Below are 14,976 nucleotides of genomic sequence, written 5' to 3'. Positions count from 1 at the left end.
CGGCGATGGCTTCGGTCGCGCTCGCGCCGCCCGCGAGGGCGTCGAGGGCTGCGGGGCCGAGCGCCGGGTTGGTCACGTTCTGCGAGGCCACGGCGCCGACGCCCGCACGCAGATGCGCGCACCGCGCGGCGACCGCGGGGCTCGACGACGAGATCACGATGCCGAAGGCGCCGTCGGCGTGGGCCACGAGCGAGAGCGTCACAGGATCACCTCGATGTCGTCGGCCGGGTCGCTGATCACGGCGGTGGCGTCGATCTCCACGAGCCATTCGGGCCGGGCGAGCGCATCGACCACAAGTCCGGTCGACACGGGGTAGACGCCCTTCAGCCACCGTCCCATGGTGCGATACACCGGCTCGCGGTAGCGGATGTCGGTGAGATACACGACGACTTTCACGATGTCTTCGAGACGGGAGCCGGCCTCGCGCAGCAGCATGTCGATGTTCGCCATCGCCCGTTCAGCCTGGGCCTCGACGTCGCCGATGCCGACGCTTTCGCGGGTCTCGAGGTCCTGGCCGATCTGACCGCGAAGGTAGACCACACCGCCCGCGACGACGGCCTGGCAGAGGTCGTTGTCCAGCGACTGCTCGGGGTACGTGGTTTTCGTGTTGAAAGGGCGCAGGCGAGTGTGGGCGGTCATCGGGAGGTCTCCAGACTCATCGGTTCGAGCAGGTCGGCAGGGGTGGAGGGCTCGGCGGGGCGGTACGCGGCATACATCCGCTGAATCGCGATGTGGTCGGCGACGTGCTTCGCGTCGTGCCAGACGCCCCAGATGAAGCTCGATCCGCGCCGCGATTGCCAGGGCAGGCCGAGGAAATAGATGCCGGCTTCGGGCGAAACCCCCCGACGGTGGCGGGGGCGGCCGTTCTCGTCGAGCGAGGTGGCAGGCAGCCAGCTGTAATCGGAGGTGAATCCCGTCGCCCACACGATGGAGGTCACTCCGGCGGCGGCGAGATCGAGCTCGCGGAGGGGCTCGGTGACGCAGTCCGGGTCGGAGCCCAGCACCTTCGCCTCGGGCTCCTCGGGCAGGTCGAGGCCGTTCCTCTCGATGTACGCGTCGGCCTCGGCGAGCAGTTCGAGGTAGTTCGCATCGCCCGCGGCGATGTTGCGGGCGAGGTCGTCGCCGAATCTCACGACGCCGTCTGCGTACGAGTTCGCGCGGCCGACCAGCACGACGCCTTCCGCGGCCAGCCGACGGAAGTCGACGGTGTGGCCGCCGTCGGCTCCGCTGACGGCGATGGTGACGTGCTCCGCGCCGAGCGGCGGCGTCGCGGCATCCCATCGGTCGAGCACACCGAGCCACCAGACGAAGTCGCGGCCACGGTACCGGCGAGGCGGACGATCGTGGGGTCCGACGGCGAGGTAGACCTGGCGGCCGGCGCGCTGGAGCTCCGCAGCGATCTGCACACCCGACGAGCCCGCGCCGATGACGAGCACACCGCCGGAAGGGAGCTGCCCGGGGTTGCGGTAGGAGGACGAGTGAACCTGGACGATGTTCGCCTCGGCGGGCAGGAGTGCGGGAATGGCGGGGTTCTGGAACGCGCCCGTGGCCGCGACGACGTACTGTGCGCGATACTGCCCATCGGTCGCCGAGACGACGAAGCCGGCGGCACCCTCTGCGCGGCGCACAGCCGTCACCTCCACACCGCAGCGCACCGGTCCGCCGAACTTCTCCGCGTACGCGGTCATGTACTGGGCGACCTGCTCCTTCGTCGCGAACCCATCGGGTGCGACGTCGGCGAACTCCATGCCGGGGAACCGGTCGTGCCAGACGGGGCCGTTCGTCACCAGCGAGTCCCACCGCTCGGACCGCCACCGCTCGGCGATGCGGCCGCGCTCGAGGACGACATGACGGATGCCGGAGTGCGTGAGGTGCTCGCTCATGGCCACGCCCGCTTGACCTGCACCGACGACGATCACCTCCACGACACGATCGTCGGGAGTGGGGTGAGGAGGAGATGACGCCATGGTGTTCTGCGCGGCTTTCGATCGAGATGGGGAGTCATGACGAGTTTGGGAACCCTCGAGCACCGGCGCAAATAGCGGAAGGAGGTTCTTGGCATCTAAAATCGAGATGAATTACCGATGGCAATATCTCTGAAACACATTCGAAACGGAAGGTCTCGATGCGTCCCACCCAGAAGCCGGACATCTCGCTCACCCAGCTGCGCTACTTCGTGGCGGCAGCCGAGCAGGGAAGCATGACATGGGCGGCCGACGAGCTCTTCGTCGCGCAGTCGGCGATCTCGACCTCGATCGCCAACCTGGAGAAGTCCCTCGGGGTGCAGCTGCTGATCCGTCGCCGCGCCAAAGGGCTGCAGCTCACCACGCAGGGCGCGGACTTCCTGCAGCGCACTCGCGGCATCCTCGCCGCCGTGGATGACGCGGTCAATGCTCTGCGGCCTGAGAACACGGCGGGTCGGGTGAGCGTCGGCTGCTTCCGGACGCTGGCCCCGTTCTACCTGCCGAGCATCGTCAGCGCGCTCGAGGAGGCGCATCCCGAGCTCCAGCTCGACGTCTCCGAGCTCCTCGCGGACGGCGTCAACGACGCACTGCGCGACCAGGCGATCGAGGTGGCGCTGACCTACGACCTCGGCCTCGATGGCGACATCACGCGCGAAGTGCTCGCACAGGTGCCCCTCTACGTCGCCGTGGGGGCGACGCACCCGCTCGCGGGCCGCTCCAGCGTGCGGCTGGCCGATCTCCTGGAGGAGCCCATGGTGATGCTCGATCTGCCGGTGAGTCGCGACTACTTCATGCAGGCGTTCACCGACCACGGTCTGCGGCCCTCGGTGCGCTACCGCTTCGCCAACTTCGAGGCGGTTCGAGCCATGGTGGCCAGCGGCCATGGCTTCACGCTGCTCAACCAGCAGCCGAAGCTCGGGTACACCTATTCGGGCGGAGAGCTGCATCGACTGAACATCATCGAGCCGACGCGCCCGCTCGACATCGTGCTCGCGTGCCGCGCATCGTCCGCGCCGATGACGCGGAAGGCGAGCCTGTTCGCCGACGAGGCGCGGCTCGCCGTCACGCGCGTCATGAGGGCCGCGACGGAGGCGGCTCAGGGCGCCGCGTAGACCGTGTCTCCTCCCACGACGGTGCGCCGCACGCGGGCGGACCCGAGTGCATCGATCTCCCGCAGATCGCGGTCGACCCACACGAGGTCCGCGAGCATCCCCTCGCGGAGCGTGCCGGTCGACGTCTCGAGGCGATTGATGTACGCCGCATTCGACAGATAGGCGTCGAGCGCCTCCGCCAGCGAGAGCGCCTGCTCAGCCAGGAGCGGTTGGGTCAAGACCCCGACGCCGATCGCATGCGGGTCCTCGGGTACACCCGTGCGGGTGACGGCCGTCCGCACCGACCAGAGCGGGTTGGGATCGGTCACCGGCCAGTCGCTGCCTCCGACGATCCGTCCCCCGGTGCGGGCGATGTCGGCGAACGGGAAATGGTGTCGTGCGCGCTCCGCGCCGAGGAGCGGCAGCTTGCGCGTGACGATCTCCTCATCCGTCCGAGCCCACAGGGCGGTGACGTTCGCTGCGACATCCAGCTCACCGAAACGGCCGACATCGGCGGCGTCGACGATGTCGAGGTGGGCGATGTGATGGCGATTCGCCGAGACGCCGTTCTGCGTGCGGACCGTCGTCAGCGCATCGAGGCAGTTCCGTACCGCGGCGTCGCCGACCGCGTGGAAATGGATCTGGAACCCTGCGGCGTCGAGCCCGACGCTCAGGCGCTCCAGGTCATCCGGGGCGATGAAGGCGACGCCGCGGTCGTCGTCGGTGCCGGCGAACGGCTCGAGCATCGCAGCTGTGTGGTTCTCGACCATGCCGTCGACCATCACCTTCACCGTGCCGGCATCCAGCCGGCTGCTCGTGCGGAGCCGCTCGCGGATCGCTGCGAGGTCGGCGATCTGGTCGAGCCCGCGCGTGCGGTCCCACCATAAGGCGGTCACCACGCGTGCCGTGAGCAGGCCGCGCTGATCGAGTTCCTCGTACACGGGCAGGGCGTCGGGACCGAGATCCGAGGCCCCGACCGCGGCATCCTGCCAACTCGTGATCCCGACCGAGTGCAGACGGTGCTGTGCGGCGAGGAGTGCTTCCGCGAGGTTCGCGCGATCCGGGTCGGTGAGGAGATGGCCGACCAGGCCGACCGCTCCCTCGACCAGCATCCCGGTCGGGCGGCCCGCTGCGTCGCGGAAGATGCGCCCGCCCTCCGGGTCGCAGGTGTCGGAGTCTATGCCGGCGGCCGCGAGCGCGGCGCTGTTGACCCAGACGCCGTGCGCGTCGTGACTGTGGAGGACGACCGGCCGGTCGGCAACGACGTCGTCCAGGTCGCCGGCCGTGGGAAAGCCGCCGGGGAAGACATCTCCGAACCAGCCGCCACCGGAGAGAACCGGTGCGTCGCGGTGCGACCGCGCGTACTCGGCGATGATCTGCCGATACGCGTCCCGGTCGTGAACGGGGGAGAGATCGATGCCGAGCAGCTGGATGCCTGCCAGCAAGGGGTGCACGTGCGCGTCATGGAAACCGGGCAGCAGCGTCCCGCCCTGCAGATCGACCACCTCGGCGGCCGGGGCAACGTCTGCGTCATCGAACGCGACCCGGTCGATGCGGTCGCCTATGGTGAGGACGTGCCCCTCGCGGAAGTCGCCTCCGCCGAGATAGAGCAGCCCGTTCGTGTACAGCGTCGTGTGCATGCGGAGGTCCCCTTTGGTCGGCGGAGGCACGCCTTCACCCTCAGCGGGCCGTGTTTCTCATTTGTAACGCCGATATTGCCGACGAGTTGCATCAAAATTTTCGATGTATCGTGTCGCTAGCGGCTATTTGCGCGGGGTGGACGGCGGTCCGGAAGCTAGACGCACTCGCCCGATCCCTCTGCTCCGGAAGGACATCATGTTCCGCTCCACACGCCACCTTCGCACGGCGATCGCCATCGGACTCACCGGTGCATCGCTCGTCGCTCTCACCGCCTGCACCGGAGCCTCCGGCTCCGAGACCGCGGACGCTGCGACCGGCTCCGATGCCGTCGGCATGGGCATTCAGCCCTGGCTCGGCTACGGCCCCTGGTACATCGCTCAGGAGAAGGGCTACTTCGACGATCAGGACGTCGAGGTGACCATCACCAACTTCATGAACGACGCCGACATGAGCGCCGCCTTCGCTTCGGACCGCATCCAGGTCGCGAACGTCGCGAGCCACACGGCGCTGCAGCTGGCGGAGCAGAGCCTCGACATCTCGATCGTCCTGCTCCTCGACGCCTCGCTCTCGGCGGACGCGATCCTCACCGACGGATCGATCACCGACGTCGCCGGCCTCGCCGGGCAGGACATCGCCTTCGAGGAGGGATCGGTCAGCAACCTTCTCCTCGGCTACGCGCTGGAGGAGGCCGGCCTGAGCCTGGACGACATCTCGCCTGTGCCGATGGATCCGTCCGAGGCAGCCACCGCCCTCATCGGGGGAAGCGTCCCGGCCGCCGTGACCTACGAGCCCTACATCTCCGAGGCGAGCAACGCGGGCGACTTCGAGGTCATCTTCACGGCCGCCGAGAAGGCGGGTCTCATCAGCGACGTGCTGATCGTGGACAACGGATACCTCGACGAGAATCCCGAGGCCGTGCAGAAGGTCGTCAACGCGTGGGGACCGGCGATCGAGTTCTACCAGTCGGACACCGACGAGGCGCGCGCCATCATCGCCGAGAACGTCGGCAGCGACGTCGAGGCGCTCGCGACGGCGTTCGACGGCGTCGAGTTCTACTCGCTCGAGGAGAACAAGACCCGTTTCGCCGGCGACTACGCCGAGTCGGTGCTGCCGACCGTCGAGGAGGTCGCCACCCGGATCGGCCTGCTCGAAGGCGGAGCCGACCTCGACAGCCTGGTCGACGATGCGTTCGTCGAAGCCGCACCGTGATATTCACCCCCTCTAGGAACTGACCCATGACGATCTCCACCACGTCTGCACCCGTCGCGCGCCGCAAGCGCGCGGCTGGTGCGGCCCCTCCCGCCATCGGCGCGCCCCTGTCGCGTCGGCAGTACGTCACCGTCGCGGTGCTCGGGTTCCTCGCGCTCATCGTCGTCTGGACGGCGATCACGCTGTCGGAATTCGTCGACCCGCTGTTCCTGCCGTCGCCGATCGCCGTGACTCAGAAGCTCGGCGAGCAGGCGGCCAATGGCGAACTCTGGTCGGACATCGGCGTGAGCACATACCGCGTGATGGTCGGCTTCCTCGCCAGCACCGTTCTCGCCGTCCCCATCGGCGTGCTGTGCGGATCGATCGCCCGTGTCGAGGCGGCCGTAGAGCCGATCATCGACTTCATCCGGTACATGCCGGTGGTGGCCTTCGTCCCGCTCACCATCCTGTGGGTCGGAACCGACGACACGCAGAAGTTCCTCATCATCTTCCTCGGCACGTTCTTCCAGCAGGTGCTGCTGTTCGCGGATGCCGTGCGGCGCGTTCCGGTGTCGTACCGCAATCTGGGCGCCACCCTCGGACTCTCCCGTGGGCAGATCCTCGTTCGCATCGTCTTCCCGGCTGCACTGCCCAGGATCTGGGACGCGCTGCGCATCAGTCTCGGCTGGGCGTGGACCTGGCTCGTCGTGGCCGAGCTCGTGGCCGCCACCTCGGGCATGGGCTACCGCATCACTCAGGCGCAGCGCTTCCTCGAGACGGATCTCATCATCGGCTACGTCATCGTCCTCGGCCTCCTCGGTCTCGTCTTCGACCAGATCATGCGCGCGCTCGGTCGACGCTTCTTCCGCTACCTGAAGGGACGCTCCTGATGTCGTCGCCCACGCTCCTCGAGCCGAAAGTCCGCGTCCAGAGCGTCAACAAGCGGTTCGGCGACGTCCACGCGCTGAGTGACATCACGCTCACCCTCGGCGAGCAGGAGTTCGTCTCCGTCGTCGGCGCATCGGGATGCGGCAAGAGCACGCTGCTCTCGATCATCGCCGGGCTCGAGCCGCCCACCGACGGCACGGCATCCATCGAAGGCAACCCCATTCACGGGCCAGGGCGCGATCGCGGTGTCGTGTTCCAGTCGGCCACCCTGCTGCCCTGGCTCACTGCGATCGACAACGTCATCTTCGCCCTCCGTGGAGAGCAGGGGATGTCGCGCCGCCAGCGCATCGACCGAGCACGTGATGTACTGGCGCAGGTCGGTCTGACAGGCTTCGAGGACTCGTTCCCCGCGCAGCTCTCCGGCGGCATGCAGCAGCGCGTCGCGCTGGCGCGCTCTTTGGCGTACGGGCCGGAGGTGCTCCTGATGGACGAGCCCTTCGGGGCTCTCGACGCGCTCACCCGCCGCACGATGCAGGAACTGCTGACCACGGTGTGGGAGCGGAACCGCATGACCGTCATGCTGATCACTCACGACATCGAGGAGGCCGTGTTCCTCTCGGACCGCGTGGTCGCGATGACACCGCGACCCGGCAGGGTGCGCGCCGAGTTCGCGATCGATCTGCCCCGTCCGCGTGACCCGGAGGTGATCGGCAGCTCTGAGTTCCACCACTACTACAGCGAGATCCTCGGCCTGATCCATCATGGCTGAGCACCACGACACGTTCGACTACGTCGTGGTGGGAGGGGGCACCGCCGGATGCATCGTGGCGGCGCGACTCAGTGAAGACCCCGACGTTACGGTGTGTCTCATCGAGGCCGGTCCGAGCGACGAGCACGAGGAGCGCGCCGGCTCGATCCGCCGCTGGGCGGAGATGCTCGAGGGCGAGTTCGACCGCGACTATCGCAGCGTTACACAGGAGCGAGGAAACTCCTCCATCCGACAGGCACGGCTGCGCATCCTCGGTGGCTGCTCGACGGCGAACACCATGATCAGCTGGCGTCCGTTGCGCGGTGACCTCGAGGAGTGGGCATCGCTGGGCGTCGAGGGCTGGGACTACGAGACGGTGGCGCCGTATTTCGACCGCCTCGCGACGCCGATCTCACCTGTCGCTCCGGCCGACCGGAACGCCTACGTCGCCGATGTCGTCGCGGCTGCGGCATCCGCTCTGGATCTGCCTCATCGCGAAACGTGGAACGATGTCGAGTTCACCGACGGCGCCGGGTTCTTCGAGATCGGCTACGAGCCGTCGACGAACCTGCGTTCGTCGACGTCGCGCGCGTATCTCCACGGTGTCGAGCGGCCGAACCTCGCCCTCGTGCTCGAGGCGCTGGTCGACAGGGTTCTGGTGGAGACCTATCGTGCCATCGGCGTCCGTGCCCGCGTGGCGGGGGAGTGGCGAGAGGTGCGCGCGCGACGCGAGGTCATCGTGAGCTGCGGTGCGATCGACTCGCCGGCGCTGCTCATGCGTTCCGGTATCGGCCCGGCCGACGTGCTCGCCGACGCGGGCGTCGACATGCTGGTCGATCTGCCTGGCGTCGGTGAGAACCTGCAGGACCATGCCGAGGGGCTCATCGTCTGGGAGGCTCGTGGCGAGCGGAGCGAGGTGTCGGCGACGGGGTGGGACGCCGGCTACGCGCTGCGCGTCGACGCCGACAGCACGGTTCCCGACATCTCCACGCACATTCCGCTGCACTCGTGGACCGTGCACGCCGAGACCTATGGCGCCGAGATCCCCGCGAACAACGTCTCGCTGGCGCCGAACGTCGCAAAGCCGTACAGCCGCGGTCGCGTCTGGATCACCTCGACCGACCCCGAGGCGGCACCGGCGATCGACTACCGCGCCTTCACCGACAGCGAGGGTCGCGACGAGCGGATGCTGGTCGAGGGCGTGAAACTTGCTCGCCGTGTCGCTCAGCAGGAGCCGTTCGCCTCACACCTCGTGCGGGAGGTGTTCCCCGGCGAGCACGTGCAGAGCGACGAGGACCTTTCCGCCGTGCTGCGGGCAACGCACCAGACGGTCTATCACGTGTCGTGCACCTGTCGGATGGGCAGCGACGACGACCCGCTCGCCGTGCTCGACAATGAGCTGCGGGTGCGCGGTGTCGGCGGCCTTCGGGTCGTGGACGCGTCGGTCTTCCCCACGCTGTCCGCCCTGAACCCGGTGGGTCTCATCATGACCGTCGCCGAGCGTGCGGTCGATCTCGTGCGCGAAGCTCACTGACTACGATCTGCTTCGCCGTTGGAGACACTGCGGCGCGAGTCGGGGTGGACGCGACGGCGGGAGTCGAACCCGCAACACAGCCGGGTATGAGACGGTGCCCGGGACCGCTCCGGATCGCCGCGATGCGCCTCGAGGACGGCTCCACCGTATCGCCGTCATCCGAGGAGCGGGATATGCGTGAACTCGCGTCTCGCTATGAGACGTTGCGAGTCGCGGCCGCGCGCCAGCCGCGGAGGTGCTCCACCACGAACGCGTGGTCGTCGGCCTGGGGAGGCCCGAGACGCCGACGGTTCCGACGACGCCGACGCCGCCTATCGTGATCGGGAAGACGCCGCCGTGCGCGGCATACAGCGTCGGGTCGAGGCGGGCGCTCGCGACCACGGCGATCTTCACCTTGATCGCCAGCTGGAGTCAGTTCTTCACCGCGCTCATCTACCTGACCGACGCACTCGCCTCTGCGCGCGCCGCTGTGCGCCTCGGGCGGTGAGGGCGGCGGGGCGTTTCGACTCGCTTCGCTCGCTCAACGACCGGAGCCCGGCACCAGGATCCGTCAATCCCGGAGCTGATGCCCCCGTGCGGACTCCGGCCTCGACGGCGGCGGCGCGTCCAGCGCTCGCAGCATGCGCTCGAGCACCTCGCGCAACTCGTCGCGAGCGGGCGACGCGAGGTCGGTCGTGTACTCGACGCCCGCGGGAATCCACGAGAACCCGTACATCGTCTCGCGAAAGTCCGAGCCGCCCACCGGCCAGCGGGTGCGGTGCGCGCCCTCGGCCGAAGCCCCCTGACCCCACTGGCCGAAGTACGCGCGCATCTCGTCGAACGGCATCTCCATCACGGCATCCGCCTCGACCGCCTGCCGCACCCACGACCGCGCGATGAGGATGAACTCTTCGATCTCCTCCGCGGTCAGCGGCTTCGGATCGAACAGCACGCGCGTGTGCTCCACCGAAGCGAGCCGGTCCACGCGGAAGGTGCGCCAGTCGTCCTTGTCGAGGTCCCAGCACAGCAGGTACCAGTGGCGGTCGGCGGGTGCGAGCGCGTGCGGCTCGACCCTCCGCCGGGTCACCTCGCCCGAGGCTGCCGTATACGTGAACCGCACGCGCTCGTGGTCGCGGCACGCCAGCGCCAGCTCGCCCAGCACGTCGCTCGACACCGCGGCCCCGGCGTTAAGCCCGGCGGGCTGCACAGACTCGACCAGCGCCGTCACGCGCCGCCGCAGCGGCGCGGGCAGCACCTGCTCGAGCTTCGCGAGCGCGGTGATCGTGGTCTCAGGACCCGAGGCGAGCCGCTGGGATGCCGCCACCCGCAGCCCGATCGCCATCGCCACGGCCTCTTCGTCGGTGAGCAGCAGCGGAGGCACGGCGCTTCCGGCCTCGAGGCGGTAACCGCCCGCGGCACCCGGCGTGGACTCGATGCGGTAGCCCAGGTCGCGCAGCCGCTCCACATCGCGGCGCACCGTGCGCTCGGTGACGCCCATGCGGCTGGCGAGCTCCGACCCCGGCCAGTGCCGATGGGTCTGGAGCAGGTTGAGCAGAGACAGCGCTCGAGTGGTCGTGTCGGACATGAGTCAAGATTGCCCTAGATTGCGGACGGGATGTGTCCGCATTGGACCCTAGCTTGGTCGCATGACGAACGAACCGATCATCGAGGCGCAGGGTCTGACCAAGCGCTTCAGCGTCAAGAAGAAGACCGTCGAGGCGGTCACCGACCTCACGTTCCAGGTCGCACGCGGCGAGCTCGTCGCGTTCCTGGGACCCAACGGCGCAGGCAAGTCGACCAGCCTGCGCATGCTCACCACCCTCATTCCGCCGACGGCGGGCACGGCGAAGGTCGTCGGCTTCGACATCCTGAGGCGCCCCGCCGACGTGCGCGCCCGCATCGGCTATGTCGGCCAGCTCACGAGCGGCAGCTTCTCGCAGCGCGCACGCGACGAGCTGCTGAGCCAAGGCGCGTTCTACGGCATGTCGAAGGCGGCCTCCCGCAAGCGGGCCGACGAGCTGATCGAGTCGCTCGACCTGTCGGGCTTCGCGAACCGCTCGGTGCAGCAGCTGTCGGGCGGGCAGAAGCGCCGCCTCGATGTGGCCCTCGGACTCATGCACGCGCCGCCGCTCATCTTCCTCGATGAGCCGTCGACGGGCCTCGACCCGCAGAGCCGCGCGAACCTGTGGCAGCACATCCTCGACCTGCGCGCCAGGTACGGCACGACGGTCTTCCTCACCACGCACTACCTCGAGGAGGCCGACCGCTACGCCGAGCGCGTCATGGTCATGGACAAGGGCCGCGTCATCGCCGACGACACCGCGACGCGGCTGAAGGCCAACCTCGCGGGCGACCTGCTCACCTTCGGGTTCGCCACGACGACGGATGCCGAGGCCGCCGTCGCCGTGATCCAGCGGCTGACCGATCGCGAGGTGCGGAGGGAAGAGGCATCCGTCGCCCTTACCGCGCCCGAGGGCGACGCGCTGCTGCCGTCCGCGGTGCGGGCGCTCGACGCCGCGGGCCTCAGCGTGCGGACCGCGACCGGGGTGCCGCCGACGCTCGACGACGTGTTCCTCGCGCTCACCGGACGCACCCTGCGCGAGGCCGGCGAGGGCGAGCCGGTCGAAGAAGGAGAGAACGCGGATGCCGAGGGCACGGCATCCGCCCCCGCCAAGGCGGCCGAGAAGGCAGGAGCGACGCGATGACCGTCCAGACAGACACCACCCGCCCCGACACCGTCGTGCGGCCGAACCCCGCGCGCGACACGTGGAACGTGCTCACGCGGGAGCTCAAGCCGGTCGTGCGCGACCCGTTCTCGCTCATCTTCAGCCTCGTGCAGCCGCTGGTGTTCCTCGGGCTGTTCGCGCCGCTGCTGGTGGGGACGTCGGGCCAGCCGGTGGCGGAGACCCTGCAGTGGTTCGTGCCCGGTGTGCTCGTGATGATCGTGCTGTTCGGCACCGGCGCGACCGGGTCGAACCTGCAGTACGAGATGATGACCGGCTCGCACGAGCGCACGCTCGTCGCACCTCTCGCCCGCTCGTCGCTGCTGGTCGGCCGCGCGCTGAAGGAGATCGCGCCGATCGTCGTGCAGGCGCTGATCATCGTGCTGATCGCGTGGCCGTTCGGATTCTCGGTCAACGTGCCCGGGCTCGTTGCCGGGCTCGCACTGCTCGCCGTGTTCGGCGTCGGCCTCGGCTCGCTCTCGTACACGCTCGCGCTCAAGACCAAAGACCGCGAGTGGCTGTTCTGGGGCGTGCAGCAGACGCTGATCTTCCCGCTGCTGATCCTGTCGGGCATGCTGCTGCCGCTCGACGAGGGCCCTGCCTGGATGCAGGCCGTCGCGACCGTCAACCCGGTGAACTGGGTGGTGCAGGCCGAGCGCGCGCTGCTGGGCGGAGACCTCGGCGCGATCGAGGTGCTGTGGGGCTGGGTCGCCGCGATCGTGCTCGCGCTGCTGGGCCTCTGGGCCGGCATCCGCGCGATGCGCAAGAGCAGCTGACACCCGAGCCCGGGACGGAATGGCGAGAGGGTGGGTTTGCGCACGCGCAGCGTGTGCGCAAACCCGCCCTCTCGCGACTTCACGAACCCGCTCTTTCAGTGATTCCGAGGGTGTGCGGGGGCGGGCATGAGCGCACCTAGGATCAGAGGATGACGACGGCGACACGGCGAGGCATCCTCGCTGTCGTCACGGCCCTGATCCTGCTCGCACTCGGGGTCGGCGTCAGCGTCGTCGTGGGCGACGCCCTGGGCATCCGCACCGAGCCGGCGACGCCGATGCAGTCGGTCGAGACGTCGGTCGCGGAGGTGACGGATGCCGTGCCCCCACCCTCGATCGTGTCGCTCGACGTGCCCACGACCGAACGTGTCGGGGTCGCGGTCGACGAGCTGCTCGACGCGGTCGCCGATGCGGCGGAGCGCGAGGGAGAGGCATCCCTCACCGTCACTCTGCTGCCGACGCTGCACCCCGAGACGAGCGACGCATACACGCTCGAGGGCGACGCGACGGCGCTGCGGGTCGCGGCCCTGTCGGAGAACGGCGCGACCCGCGCCGTCTACGACCTCGCGGCGGCCGTGCGGGCCGGTGACCCTCTCACCGACCTGATCGGGCAGCACGAGGCGTCGCGCCTGCCGCTGCGCATGACCGACCTCGGAGCTGTCGGCGTCACGCCCGATCCCGCCGAGTGGGAGGCGGGCACCGACTACTCGCACGCGTCGAAGGCGTTCGCCGACGTGTTCCAGCCCGAAGCGCCGTACATCGACGAAGCCGCGCTCGCCGAGGCCTACCGCGACTACGACGGCTTCTTGCGGCACTCGCTCGCCGACGGGTTCAACGCGGTCGCGTTCCCCGGGTTCGTCGAGTTCGTGACCTTCGACGAGGCGCCCGGAGGCCCGGTCTACGCCGACGGCGACGACCAGCGCGACGGTGCTGATCGAGAGCGCGCCCTCGCACTGCGAGAGGCGTTCGCGCCGTTCTGGGAGCGCGCCGACGAGCTCGGCATGAAGGTGTTCCTGCGCACCGACATGCTCGCCCTCACCGGTCCGCTCGAGCGCCACCTGATCGACCGCTACGGCTCGCTCGACACCGAGAGCCCGGAGTTCTGGGAGACCTACACCGCCGGCCTCGACGAGCTCTACGACGCGGTGCCCGCCCTCGACGGCGTGCTCATCCGCATCGGCGAGGCCGGGCCCGTGTACGACGTGGGCGGCTGGGACTACTACTCCGCGCTCGAGGTGACCACGGTCGACGCCGTGCGCGCGATGCTCGAAGCGTTCACGGGTCAGGCCGAGGCATCCGATCGCGAAGTCATCTTCCGCACGTGGTCGGTCGGCGTCGGAGCCGTCGGCGACATGCACACCAACGCCGAGTCGTACGAGGCCGTGCTCGGCGGAATCGACTCGCCGGCGCTCATCGTGTCGACGAAGTACACGCTCGGCGACTTCTACACGTGGCTGCCGCTCAACGACACGCTCGAACAGGGTGAGCAGCGCCGGATCGTCGAGTTCCAGAGCCGCCGCGAGTTCGAGAACTACGGCGCGTTCGCCAACGACCTCGGCGCCGAGTACCAGTGGGCGCTGCAGCAGCTGCTCGCCGCGAACGACCGCATCGAGGGCGTGTGGGTATGGACCCAGGATGGCGGCCCCTGGCGTGCCGGACCCATGACCCTGTACCTCAAGGCCGGGTTCTGGCAGCTGTACGAGCTGAACACGCAGCTCGCGGCGGCACTGGCGCGGGATCCCCAGACCGACGTCGCGGCCGTGACCGCGGCGTGGGCCCGCGAGTGGTTCTCCGACGACCCCGCGACGGTCGAGGCGATCGCGTCGGCGATGGCCCAGTCGCGCGAGGCGATCGCGCAGGGCATGTACGTCCAGCCGTTCGCCGAGCAGCGCGTGTTCGCGATCGGCCTCGAGCCGCCGCCTATGATGTGGATCTTCGAGTGGGACATCCTCACCGGCGACTCGGCCGTCCTCGATGTGATGTACGCGATCGCCCGGGACTCCACGGGCGGGGTCGAGGGCGCGATCTCCGGCGGAGCCGAGGCGGTCGCCGCGGCAGAGGCCATGCGCGAGACGGTGGCGGCGACGGATGCCTCGACCTGGCGCTCGCCCGAGCTGCGCGAGGCCTTCATGGCCACCCTCGACTACCAGGTCGACACGCTGCGGCTGCTCGACGCATACCGCGCGATGATCCTGCACCAGGGGGAGTGGCACGACACCCTCTCACCCGACGCCTATGCCGCGTGGGACGCCGACCGCGCCGCGTACCAGGCGCTCGCCGCGGAGCACCTCGAGGCGTACGAGGGAGACGTCGACCACCCGGCGTTCAACCTCACCGCCGCGGAGCTGGGCGTCGAGCGCGCCGAGCGCGACCTGGCCATGGCGTGGCTCGCGCGCGTGCTGCTCGGCCTCGCCCTCGCCTGGGTCGTGATCGGCATGCTCGCCGCG

At 69.2% G+C, this 14,976-nt stretch carries 14 protein-coding genes and 1 tRNA gene; 9 read left to right on the top strand and 6 right to left on the bottom strand.

The features are described from left to right. From EIO58_RS05235 to EIO58_RS05225, 3 genes are all read right to left on the bottom strand, one after another. On the bottom strand, positions 1 to 202 hold a 202-nt coding region (locus tag EIO58_RS05235), incomplete at its 3' end, for a DUF1028 domain-containing protein (RefSeq protein ID WP_127818614.1). Further along, positions 199 to 639: a RidA family protein gene (locus tag EIO58_RS05230; RefSeq protein ID WP_127818613.1), complete on the bottom strand. Its 441-nt coding sequence runs from the start codon at positions 637 to 639 to the stop codon at positions 199 to 201. The genes EIO58_RS05235 and EIO58_RS05230, both read right to left, overlap by 4 nt. Continuing rightward, a complete protein-coding gene (locus EIO58_RS05225) occupies positions 636 to 1,967 on the bottom strand; it encodes a flavin-containing monooxygenase (RefSeq protein WP_127818612.1) in 1,332 nt (443 codons plus the stop codon). The genes EIO58_RS05230 and EIO58_RS05225 overlap by 4 nt, the downstream gene beginning before the upstream one ends. Positions 1,968 to 2,125: 158 nt before the next feature. Between EIO58_RS05225 and EIO58_RS05220 the strand changes: the two genes are divergently transcribed. Further along, entirely contained in the window at positions 2,126 to 3,076 is a 951-nt protein-coding gene (locus EIO58_RS05220) for a LysR substrate-binding domain-containing protein (protein ID WP_127818611.1), read from the top strand. On the opposite strand, the gene EIO58_RS05215 is transcribed toward EIO58_RS05220, so the two are convergent. Further along, a complete protein-coding gene (locus EIO58_RS05215) occupies positions 3,061 to 4,695 on the bottom strand; it encodes an amidohydrolase (protein WP_127818610.1) in 1,635 nt (544 codons plus the stop codon). The genes EIO58_RS05220 and EIO58_RS05215 overlap by 16 nt on opposite strands. A gap of 196 nt (positions 4,696 to 4,891) precedes the next feature. Here EIO58_RS05215 and EIO58_RS05210 point away from each other — a divergent pair, with 196 nt between their 5' ends. From EIO58_RS05210 to EIO58_RS05195, 4 genes are read left to right on the top strand one after another with little or no spacing between them, the layout of a single operon-like run. Continuing rightward, on the top strand, positions 4,892 to 5,905 hold the full coding sequence (locus tag EIO58_RS05210; protein ID WP_164861532.1) for an ABC transporter substrate-binding protein: 1,014 nt from the start codon (positions 4,892 to 4,894) through the stop codon (positions 5,903 to 5,905). 26 nt (positions 5,906 to 5,931) lie between these two features. Continuing rightward, a complete protein-coding gene (locus EIO58_RS05205) occupies positions 5,932 to 6,774 on the top strand; it encodes an ABC transporter permease (RefSeq protein ID WP_127818608.1) in 843 nt (280 codons plus the stop codon). Further along, complete coding sequence (locus tag EIO58_RS05200; RefSeq protein ID WP_127818607.1) at positions 6,774 to 7,541, top strand: ABC transporter ATP-binding protein; 768 nt, start codon at positions 6,774 to 6,776, stop codon at positions 7,539 to 7,541. The genes EIO58_RS05205 and EIO58_RS05200 overlap by 1 nt, the downstream gene beginning before the upstream one ends. Continuing rightward, positions 7,534 to 9,054, top strand: coding sequence for a GMC family oxidoreductase (locus EIO58_RS05195; protein ID WP_127818606.1), 1,521 nt, complete (start codon positions 7,534 to 7,536; stop codon positions 9,052 to 9,054). Before EIO58_RS05200 ends, EIO58_RS05195 begins: the two co-directional genes overlap by 8 nt. A 45-nt stretch (positions 9,055 to 9,099) precedes the next feature. Here EIO58_RS05195 and EIO58_RS05190 read toward each other — a convergent pair. After that, positions 9,100 to 9,176: transfer RNA gene (locus tag EIO58_RS05190), tRNA-Met, on the bottom strand. Between the two features lie 113 nt (positions 9,177 to 9,289). Between EIO58_RS05190 and EIO58_RS19540 the strand changes: the two genes are divergently transcribed. Continuing rightward, on the top strand, positions 9,290 to 9,541 hold the full coding sequence (locus tag EIO58_RS19540; protein ID WP_342447966.1) for a hypothetical protein: 252 nt from the start codon (positions 9,290 to 9,292) through the stop codon (positions 9,539 to 9,541). A gap of 63 nt (positions 9,542 to 9,604) precedes the next feature. Here the strand turns inward: EIO58_RS19540 and EIO58_RS05180 are convergent, their stop codons facing one another. Further along, on the bottom strand, positions 9,605 to 10,618 hold the full coding sequence (locus EIO58_RS05180; protein ID WP_127818605.1) for a helix-turn-helix transcriptional regulator: 1,014 nt from the start codon (positions 10,616 to 10,618) through the stop codon (positions 9,605 to 9,607). Positions 10,619 to 10,679: 61 nt separating this feature from the next. Between EIO58_RS05180 and EIO58_RS05175 the strand changes: the two genes are divergently transcribed. From EIO58_RS05175 to EIO58_RS05165, 3 genes are all read left to right on the top strand, one after another. Then, a complete protein-coding gene (locus EIO58_RS05175; protein WP_127818604.1) occupies positions 10,680 to 11,738 on the top strand; it encodes an ATP-binding cassette domain-containing protein in 1,059 nt (352 codons plus the stop codon). Next, on the top strand, positions 11,735 to 12,532 hold the full coding sequence (locus EIO58_RS05170) for an ABC transporter permease (RefSeq protein WP_127818603.1): 798 nt from the start codon (positions 11,735 to 11,737) through the stop codon (positions 12,530 to 12,532). Before EIO58_RS05175 ends, EIO58_RS05170 begins: the two co-directional genes overlap by 4 nt. Positions 12,533 to 12,681: 149 nt before the next feature. Beyond that, positions 12,682 to 14,976, top strand: a 2,295-nt coding sequence (locus tag EIO58_RS05165; protein WP_127818602.1) for a hypothetical protein, incomplete at its 3' end; no start/stop codon positions are given.

The organism is Microbacterium sp. CPCC 204701, from assembly GCF_004010105.1.
Taxonomy (GTDB): Bacteria; Actinomycetota; Actinomycetes; order Actinomycetales; family Microbacteriaceae; genus Microbacterium.
This window is presented reverse-complemented; position numbering and strand designations above follow the sequence as displayed.